At 71.4% G+C, this 8,493-nt stretch carries 9 protein-coding genes and 1 rRNA gene; 7 read left to right on the top strand and 3 right to left on the bottom strand.

Annotated elements, in window-relative coordinates:
- Positions 1-1,076: type IV secretory system conjugative DNA transfer family protein (locus ACFV9W_RS38875; RefSeq protein ID WP_385770813.1), on the top strand; the 1,076-nt coding region annotated here is incomplete at its 5' end.
- 3 nt (positions 1,077-1,079) lie between these two features.
- Here the strand turns inward: ACFV9W_RS38875 and ACFV9W_RS38870 are convergent.
- A complete protein-coding gene (locus ACFV9W_RS38870; protein ID WP_385770811.1) occupies positions 1,080-1,718 on the bottom strand; it encodes a TetR/AcrR family transcriptional regulator in 639 nt (212 codons plus the stop codon).
- 93 nt (positions 1,719-1,811) lie between these two features.
- On the opposite strand from ACFV9W_RS38870, the gene ACFV9W_RS38865 reads away from it, so the two are divergent.
- Both ACFV9W_RS38865 and ACFV9W_RS38860 read left to right on the top strand, forming a co-directional pair.
- Positions 1,812-3,392, top strand: a complete 1,581-nt coding sequence (locus tag ACFV9W_RS38865; protein ID WP_385770809.1) for an MFS transporter — start codon at positions 1,812-1,814, stop codon at positions 3,390-3,392.
- A gap of 26 nt (positions 3,393-3,418) precedes the next feature.
- Positions 3,419-4,015 (top strand): NADPH-dependent FMN reductase, encoded by a 597-nt coding sequence (locus ACFV9W_RS38860; RefSeq protein ID WP_385770807.1) that lies wholly within the window; start codon positions 3,419-3,421, stop codon positions 4,013-4,015.
- On the opposite strand, the gene ACFV9W_RS38855 is transcribed toward ACFV9W_RS38860, so the two are convergent.
- On the bottom strand, positions 4,012-4,560 hold the full coding sequence (locus tag ACFV9W_RS38855; protein WP_385770805.1) for a GNAT family N-acetyltransferase: 549 nt from the start codon (positions 4,558-4,560) through the stop codon (positions 4,012-4,014). The genes ACFV9W_RS38860 and ACFV9W_RS38855 overlap by 4 nt on opposite strands.
- A gap of 104 nt (positions 4,561-4,664) precedes the next feature.
- On the opposite strand from ACFV9W_RS38855, the gene ACFV9W_RS38850 reads away from it, so the two are divergent.
- The 4 genes from ACFV9W_RS38850 to ACFV9W_RS38835 are packed head-to-tail and all read left to right on the top strand — an operon-like array spanning position 4,665 to position 8,356.
- Positions 4,665-5,612, top strand: a complete 948-nt coding sequence (locus tag ACFV9W_RS38850) for an ATP-binding cassette domain-containing protein (protein WP_385770803.1) — start codon at positions 4,665-4,667, stop codon at positions 5,610-5,612.
- A complete protein-coding gene (locus ACFV9W_RS38845; RefSeq protein ID WP_385770800.1) occupies positions 5,609-6,409 on the top strand; it encodes an ABC transporter permease in 801 nt (266 codons plus the stop codon). The genes ACFV9W_RS38850 and ACFV9W_RS38845 overlap by 4 nt, the downstream gene beginning before the upstream one ends.
- A 13-nt stretch (positions 6,410-6,422) precedes the next feature.
- The gene (locus ACFV9W_RS38840; RefSeq protein WP_385770798.1) at positions 6,423-7,676 is read left to right on the top strand and encodes a sensor histidine kinase; all 1,254 of its coding nucleotides are present in this window, start codon (positions 6,423-6,425) and stop codon (positions 7,674-7,676) included.
- Positions 7,673-8,356, top strand: coding sequence for a response regulator (locus ACFV9W_RS38835; RefSeq protein WP_385770796.1), 684 nt, complete (start codon positions 7,673-7,675; stop codon positions 8,354-8,356). The genes ACFV9W_RS38840 and ACFV9W_RS38835 overlap by 4 nt, the downstream gene beginning before the upstream one ends.
- 61 nt (positions 8,357-8,417) lie before the next feature.
- Here the strand turns inward: ACFV9W_RS38835 and rrf are convergent.
- Positions 8,418-8,493: ribosomal RNA gene (rrf, locus tag ACFV9W_RS38830) — 5S ribosomal RNA — on the bottom strand; the annotation flags it as partial.

The raw sequence follows: 8,493 nt of genomic DNA, 5'->3' as shown, positions 1-8,493 counted from the left end.
GGCTTGAAAAAACGCCCCCTCCTGCCACGGAGCGGCTGTATCAAGCCCCTGCGGCGATTGAGCAGCGGGGTCCGGGGCAGAGCCCCGAGGCCGCAACCCCGGCTCCCGCAACGGAACCGGTACCCGCAACCCCACCCGTTCCCGCGCAACGCGGACCCGTCCACCTCGGCCCCCCATCCGACCGCCACCCCCTCGCCATGGAGGCGATCCAGGACGCCGAGGGCCCGGTCCTCGTCATCACGTCGTCACCGGAGGTCTGGTCGGAGACCAAGGACGCCCGCGCCAAACTCGGCCCCGTCCTCCTCTACGACCCCACCCACCGCTGCGACACCCCCGCCCGCATGCACTGGAACCCGGCCGCCGGCTGCACCGACAAGGAAACCGCGACACAGCGCGCCGCCGCCCTGCTCGCCCCGATAAGGCCCACCGCCAAACTGGACTCGGCGCTGGCCGAGGCCGCCGACACCCTGCTGCGCAGCTATCTGCACGCCGCGGCCGTCGACGGCAAACCGTTCCGCCACGTCCACCGTTGGGCCCAGGGCACCCAGGTCCAGGACGCCGTCCGCATCCTCCGTACGAACCCGAAGGCGGCCGCGGGCACCGCGGGCGAGCTGGAGGCGGCCCTCACCTCGCACCCCGAACGCCGTGACATGGCCCAGGAGTTGACCGCTCGCGCCCTGTCCTCGCTGTTCTCGGTGCACATCCGTGAGGCGTGCACGCCCAACCGAACAGATGCGCTCACTCTGGATTCCTTCGTGAACGAAGGGGGCACGCTTTATGTGGTCGGTGAACCCATCGAGGACCCGAAGGGGCAGCCCGGTGCGATGCCCCTGCTCACGGCCCTCGCCTCGAGCGTGGTCGAGCACGGCCGCCGCGTGGCCGCACGGTCACCTGCCGGCCGGCTCGACCCACCAATGACGTTCGTGCTCGACGACGTCGCGGCGGTGGCTCCGCTTCCCCAGCTGCCGGAGCTGCTGTCCACGGGAGCGGACCGGGGTCTCGTCACCCTGGCCCTGCTCCGGTCCAGGGAACAGGGCCGCACCCGCTGGCCGGACGCCGAACTCCCGCTCGGCTAGGGCCTACCGGCCGTACAGCTTCAGGAACACCGCGAGCCCGCTGCGTACGCGGGCGTCGACCTCGTCGGCGGAGATCGGCACCACCCCGAAGAACGTGTCCACCGTGACCGACCCGGGGATCAGCAGCAGGAAGTGCCGCGCGGCCTCCGCCGAGTTGTCCTCGTCGACCGCCAGGTGCCCCTGTTCGCCGAGCACGAGCAGCGCCTTGCGCACCGCTTCCCCGGTCCCCCGGGGACCGATCCGCTGCCACTCCTCGATGACGTCGGCGGGCAGGTGCGAGCCCTCGGAGATGATGTGCCGCACGAGCAGCATGTGCGGCTCGTGGTCGCCGCGCCGCCCCATCCACTCCCGGGCGAGCCCGAGCAGATCCTTCTCCACATCCGTCACTTTGCCCAAGTGCCGTTCGATCAGTACGACATGAGCGTCCGTCACCTTCTCGGCGCTGTCGATGAGCACCTCCCGGAAGAGGTTCTCCTTGCCGCCGAAGTGGTTGTAGAGCGTGCGCGTCGAGACCCCGGCCTCGGCCGCGATCTCGTCGATCCCGGCGCGCGTGTACCCCTCGCGCCCGAAGACCGTCCGCGCGCCGCGCAGCAGCGCCTGCCGCTTCTCGACCGTGCCCTTGCGTTCCCGTTCCTGCACCATGCCCGCTCTCCTCCGCTCACGCCCAGCCTAGGCACAGAGACCTAGGTACAACGACGGTTGCACTTCTTACAACCATCGTTGTACTTTACCGGCATGGCAACCGAACCCCAGGCTTCGGCGGCCCGCGAAGTCGGCGGCAGCCGCTCCACGTTCACTCTCCTCGTCGTCCTCCTCGGCATGCTCACGCTGCCGATGGCGATGTCCGGCACCACGGTCGCGCTCCCCCGCATCGGCGCGGACCTCGACGCCTCGGGCGCCGCGCTCCAGTGGGTGGTCGTCGGCTATTTCCTCGCCGCGTCCTCGTTCATGCTGGTCGCGGGCTCGCTCGGCGACCTCTACGGGCGCCGCCGGATCCTCACGGCGGGCGCCGCGCTCTACACGGCCGGCACCCTCGCCTCGGCCCTCGCCCAGCACATCCTGCTCCTCGACGCGGCCCGGATCCTGTCCGGCATCGGCGCCGCGGGCGTGATGGCCAGCGGCAGCTCACTGCTCGCCGCGACCTTCACGGGCCCCGCCCGCACCCGCGTCTTCGCCTCCCTCGGCACCACGGCGGGCCTCGGCCTCGCCTTCGGTCCGACGTTCTCCGGCTGGCTCGTGGACGCGGTCGGCTGGCGCGCCACCTTCCTGTCGTACGTGGCCGTGGGCGCCGTCATCGTCATCGGCACCCGCCTCATGCCGGAGTCCCGGGCGGACACCGGCCCGCGCGTCGACAAGGCGGGCGCGGCCACCTTCATCGCGGGCCTCGCCCTGGCCCTCTACGCGATCACGCAGGGCTCCAAGTCCGGCTGGACGGCGGCCCCGACCCTCGTCCCGGCCGCCGCCTCCCTCGCCCTCCTGATCACCTTCGTACGCGTCGAACGCCGCCTCGTCCGCACCGGCGAGGGCCGCCCGATCCTCGACCTGCGCCTGGCCCGCAACCCGGCGTTCCTCGGCTGGGCGGTCGGCTCCTTCGGGCTCGGCGCGGGCACCACCGGCGTCCTCACCTTCCTGCCGACCTACCTCCAGGGCGCGAACGGCACGACGGCCCGCGCGGCCGGCCTCACGCTCCTGCTGATGACGGTGCCGGTCCTGGCCCTGCCTCCGCTCGGCGCCCGCCTCGTGAACCGGGGTGTGCGGGCCCGCCACCTCCTGGTGCTGTCCCTGCTCCTGCTGGCGGCCGGCAACGCGTGGCTGACGACGCTCCACCCGGGCATCGGCGTCCTGGCACTCGCGGGCCCCCTGCTCACCATCGGCGCGGGCCAGGGCCTGTCCATCGGCATCATCGACGCCCAGGCCATGTCGATGGTCGCCCCGTCCGAGGTCGGCATGGCCTCCGGCTTCCTCAACACGGTCCGCGGCGGCACCGGCGCCGTCATGCTCACGGTCTTCGGCGCCCTCCTCCTGGCGGCCCTGGAACCCCGGGTGGGCTCGGCGAACCTGGCGGCGACCGTCACGGCGGGCGCGGGCGGCCACGCCCATGAATTCACGGAGGCCTGGCAGACAGCCCTGTGGACGATCACAGCCCTGATGACGGCACTGGCAGCACTGACATACCGGCTGCTCCCTGCTGTGGGCAGGCGTTCCGCACGGCGAATGGGGTCTCCCCTGCTCGAGCGAAGCCGAGAGCTTGGGGAAGGGTGGGCACAGCCCCCGTCGCCGCGCAACGAAACAACCACGCAAACCAAGTCGACCTGATCACCTCAACCACGGAGGACCGAACCATGACCGAGACCGCAACCACCACCCCGCTCCGAGTGGGCGTAATCGTCGGATCGACCCGAGACGGCCGCCTCGCCCCCACGGTGAGCACCTGGTTCACGACCCAGGCCGAACGCCACACCCCCGAAACCCACTACGACGTCATCGACCTGACCGACCTGGACCTCCCCGAGGCCCACCCCGACTGGGGCCACCAGCCCACCCCGGCCCAGGCCGAACTCGCCGCCCGCGTGGACGCCGCCGACGCCTACGTGGTGATCACCCCCGAGTACAACCACAGCTTCCCGGCCCACCTGAAGCACTTCATCGACCTGCACCGCGACGAGTGGAAGGCCAAGCCCGTCGGCTTCGTCTCGTACGGCGGCGTGGGCGGCGGCCTGCGCGCGGTGGAACAACTCCGCCTGGTCTTCGCCGAGCTGCACTGCGCGACGATCCGCGACGGCGTCAGCTTCCACATGGCCCACGGCGGCCTCTTCGCCGAGGAGGGCCCGGCCCACGACGAGCAGGGCGCGGCCGGCGCCGCCAAGGTCATGCTCGACCAGCTGACCTGGTGGGCCCGCGCCCTGCGCACGGCCAGGGCGGAACACCCGTACGGCTAAAGCCTGTTGAGCTCCATCTCGCGGTCAGCCTTGGAGGGGTCGCCCGGATTCGGGACGGCCCCTCCCGTGTGGACGAAGCCGAACTTCCGGTAGAACGCCTCGGCCCGCCGGTTGTCCTCATGGACGTACAGCCGCACCCGCGTCACACCCTCAAGGCCGAACGCCCACTCCACGGCCGCGGAGAACAGCGCCCCCGCAAGCCCGCTCCCCCGCGCCTCCGGCCGTACGAAGACCGCGACGAGCTGCGCCTGCCGCCGCTCGACGGGCCGCCCGAAGAAGTCCAGGGCGCCCGCCTCCTCGACGAGCACCACCACGTTGCCGTCCCAGCGCCCGCCCTCGGGGTTCTCCGCCACGAATTGCAGGGCCGTCGTCCCGTGCGCGGCCCGCTCGGCCCGCCCCCGCCAGAACTCCTCCGGCTGCGCCGCCGCCTCCTCGTACGTCTCCAGGAACGCGAGCGGCGCCGCCGGATCCCGCAGCGCCGCGAGCCGCAACTCCTTCGCGGCACGCCACTCGTCGGCCCGCACGGGTCTGATCACGTAGTCCATGCGCCGCACCCTAAGGGCCCGTAGTACCCCGGTACTACGGCATTCCCGCAGCTCGATGCCCCGGTCCGACGCCCGCGCGACCCCGCCCACGGCACCGTACTCACATGACGATCCGATCCCACGGCCTCACCAAACGCTACGGCGACAAGACAGTCGTCGACGACCTCACCTTCACCGTCGAGCCCGGCACGGTCACCGGCTTCCTCGGCCCCAACGGCGCGGGCAAGTCCACGACCATGCGCATGCTGCTCGGCCTCGACACCCCGACCGTGGGCCGCGCCACCATCGGCGGCCGCGCCTACGCCGCCCACCCGGCCCCGCTCACCGAGGTCGGCGCGCTCCTGGAGGCGAAGGCCGTCCACCCGGGACGCACCGCCTTCCACCACCTCATGTCGCTCGCGCTCACGCACGGCATCCCGCGCTCCCGCGTCGAGCACGTGCTCGACCTCGCGGGCCTCACCGAGGTGGCGCACAAGCGGGTCAAGGGCTTCTCCCTCGGCATGGGCCAGCGCCTCGGCATCGCGGCCGCGCTCCTCGGCGACCCGGCCACGATCATCCTCGACGAGCCGGTCAACGGCCTCGACCCCGAGGGCGTCCTGTGGATCCGCACCCTCCTCAAGTCCCTCGCCCAGCAGGGCCGCACGGTCCTGGTTTCCTCCCACCTCATGTCGGAGATGGCGCTGACGGCCGAGCACCTGGTCGTGATCGGCCGAGGCCGCCTCCTCGCGGACACGACGGTCACCGATCTCGTACGCGAATCAGGAGCGGCCTACGTGAAGGTGGTGACGCCCGAGGCGGACCGCCTGCGCGCCCTCCTGGCCTCCGCCGGCATCGGCATCGCCATCGACCTCCCGGACGGCGCGACGCCCGACACCCTCCACGTCCGCGGCCTCGACGCCCCCGACATCGGCAGGATCGCCGCCGCGAGCGGCCTCCCCCTCTTCGAACTCACCCCGCAGACGGCCTCGTTGGAGCAGGCCTTCATGGACCTCACCCACGACTCCGTCGAATACCAGGCGGCCACGAAGACCTCGGCAGGAGCAGCAGCATGACCACGACGACGACCACCACCACGCCTCTCGCGGCCACGTCCTACGCGGTGACCCCGACCCGCATCGTGCACGCCGAATGGCACAAGCTCCGTACCCTGCGCTCCACTTGGTGGACCCTGGGGCTCTCCGTCGCACTCGTCGTCTCCGTCGGCCTGATGATGGGTTCGACCTACGACGGCGACGACGCCAACATCGACACCGTCGTCTTCACGCTCTTCGGCAGCCAGATGTCCCAGATCTGCGTCGCCGTCCTCGGCATCCTGATCACAGCGAGCGAGTACTCGACGGGCCTGGTCCGCGCCACGATGGCGGCGGTCCCGCGCAGGCTGCCGGTCCTGTGGGCCAAGGCCGGCGTCTTCACGGCCCTCGCCTTCACGGTCACCTTCGCCACGAACCTCGTCACGTTCCTGCTCGCCCAGATCTGGCTCTCCGACGGCGACAAGGCCCTGTCCCTCGCCGACTCCGGCGTACTGCGCGCCCTCGCGGGCAACGCCGCGGGCATCACGCTGCTCAGCCTCATCGCCCTTGGCCTCGGCGCGCTGTGCCGCTCCGTGCCGGCCGCGATCGGCGCGTTCGTCGGCGCCGTCATGATCCTGCCCGAGGTGCTCCAGATGATCAGCAACGACGCCGTGCAGAGCGCCGTGAAGTACCTCCCGTCCAAGTCGGCGGAGTCCCTCGGCTCGATCATCCCGGTCGCGAACCACAACACCCCCGGCACCGGCCTCGTCTCCCTCGCCGTGTGGGCCGCCGTCGTCCTCACAGCAGCCGGGCTCCTTCTCAAGCGCCGCGACGTATGACCAGGATGTGCACGTGACGTCGCCCCAGCCCCGTACGAGCCAGTTCCTGTACCGCACCGCACAGCGGGTGCGCGCCTACGACAGGCGCCACCCGCTCGTGTGGGACCTGCTGCTCACGGGCTTCTTCGTCATCGCCGCCGTCATCGACTACGCGGGCGACGGCTGGAAGAACATCGCCCACAGCACCGACGTCCCTGACTGGCTCGTCCTCACCCTGAGCCTCGCCCTGTCGATCCCGCTGCTGTGGCGCCGCAGCCACCCGATGACCGCGCTGACGGTGATGGTGGCGGCCGGCACCGTGAACAGCGCCACCGGCGCCGTCCTCCAGGCCGCCCTCCTCCAGCTCTTCATCGTCTTCAACGTGGCGCTGCGCTCCCGCATCCGCACCCTGCTGCTGTCCTGCGCGATGACGATGGTCCCGGTCGTGGTCGCGGTCGTCCGCTTCCCGAAGGGGAGTTGGGACCAGCAGGTCGTCCCGCAGTTCTGGGCGCTCGCCCTGGTCGCCGCGTTCGGCCTGGCCATCCGCAGCCGCCAGGACTACACGAACTCGCTCATGGAACGGGCCCGCCAACTGGAGGTCGAGCGCGACCAGCAGGCCCAGCTGGCGGCCTCCGCCGAACGCGCCCGGATCGCCCGCGAGATGCACGACATCATCGGCCACAACCTCTCCGTCATCACCGGCCTCGCCGACGGCGGCTCCTACGCCGCCGCCCGCAACCCGGAACGCGCGGGCCAGGCCCTCACCGCCATCGCCACCACCAGCCGCAACGCCCTCGCGGAACTCCGCCGACTGCTCGACGTACTGGGCGAGGAAGCCCCCTCGCCCACGGCGGAGCTGACCCCGGCACCCGCACTCGACGACCTCGACTCCCTGATCGAAGGCGTACGTTCGGCGGGCCTCCCGGTCCACAGGAAGGTCGAGGGCGAACCGGTCCCGCTGCCCGCGGGCCTGGAACTCACGGTGTACCGCGTGGTCCAGGAGGCCCTCACCAACACCCTGAAGCACGGCGGCCCTTCGGCCACCTCCGAGCTGCTCGTCTCGTACGCGGCCGACGCGGTGACGGTGACCGTCACGGACACGGGCCGCGGTGCCCTCACCGACAGCCCCGGCACGGGCCGCGGCCTCGCGGGCATGCGGGAGCGAACGGCCCTCTACCGGGGCACACTTGAGGCCGGACCACGACCGGCCGGCGGCTGGCGGGTCCGGCTCCGCATCCCGATTCCGATTCCGTCCCTGTCCCCGTCCCCGGAAGGGCCCACTCAGTGACGACCGTGCTCATCGTCGACGACCAGCCCATGCAGCGCTTCGGCTTCCGCATGCTCCTGGAGAGCCAGGACGACCTGCGGGTCGCGGGCGAGGCGGGCACGGGCACGGAGGCGGTCCGGCTCGCGGCCGAACTCGCCCCCGACGTGGTCCTGATGGACATCCGCATGCCCGGCATGGACGGCATCGAGGCCACGCGCCGCATCATCGCGGGGGCCACGGGCAACGACGGGGCGGACGGCCCGCGCATCCTCATCCTCACGACGTTCGACATGGACGAGTACGCGTACGCGGGCCTGCGCGCGGGCGCCTCCGGCTTCCTCATCAAGGACGCTCTCCCGGAGGAACTCCTCGCGGGCATCCGGGCGGTGGCCGCCGGCGACGCGATCGTCGCACCCAGCCTCACCCGCCGCCTCCTCGACGCGTACGTCCAGCATCTCCCGGCAACCGCGGGCGCTCCCCCGGCCCCCGACCCGCGCATCGCCTCCCTGACGGACCGCGAACGCGAGATCCTCACGGTCATCGCCCAGGGCTGGAGCAATACGGAGGTCGCCGAACGCCTGCACCTCGCCGAATCGACGGTGAAGACCCACGTCTCCCGCATCCTCGCGAAAACGGGAGCGCGGGACAGAGTGCAGGCGGTGATCGTGGCGTACGACGCGAAACTTGTGGAGCCCGCCTGAAAAGGCGCCTGAAACGCAGAAAAGCCCCGTGCCAATGGCACGGGGCTTTTCTTCAAAAATAGTTCGGCGGCGTCCTACTCTCCCACAGGGTCCCCCCTGCAGTACCATCGGCGCTGTGAGGCTTAGCTTCCGGGTTC

This window comes from Streptomyces sp. NPDC059897 (assembly GCF_042730865.1).
Lineage (GTDB): Bacteria > Actinomycetota > Actinomycetes > Streptomycetales > Streptomycetaceae > Streptomyces.
This window is presented reverse-complemented; position numbering and strand designations above follow the sequence as displayed.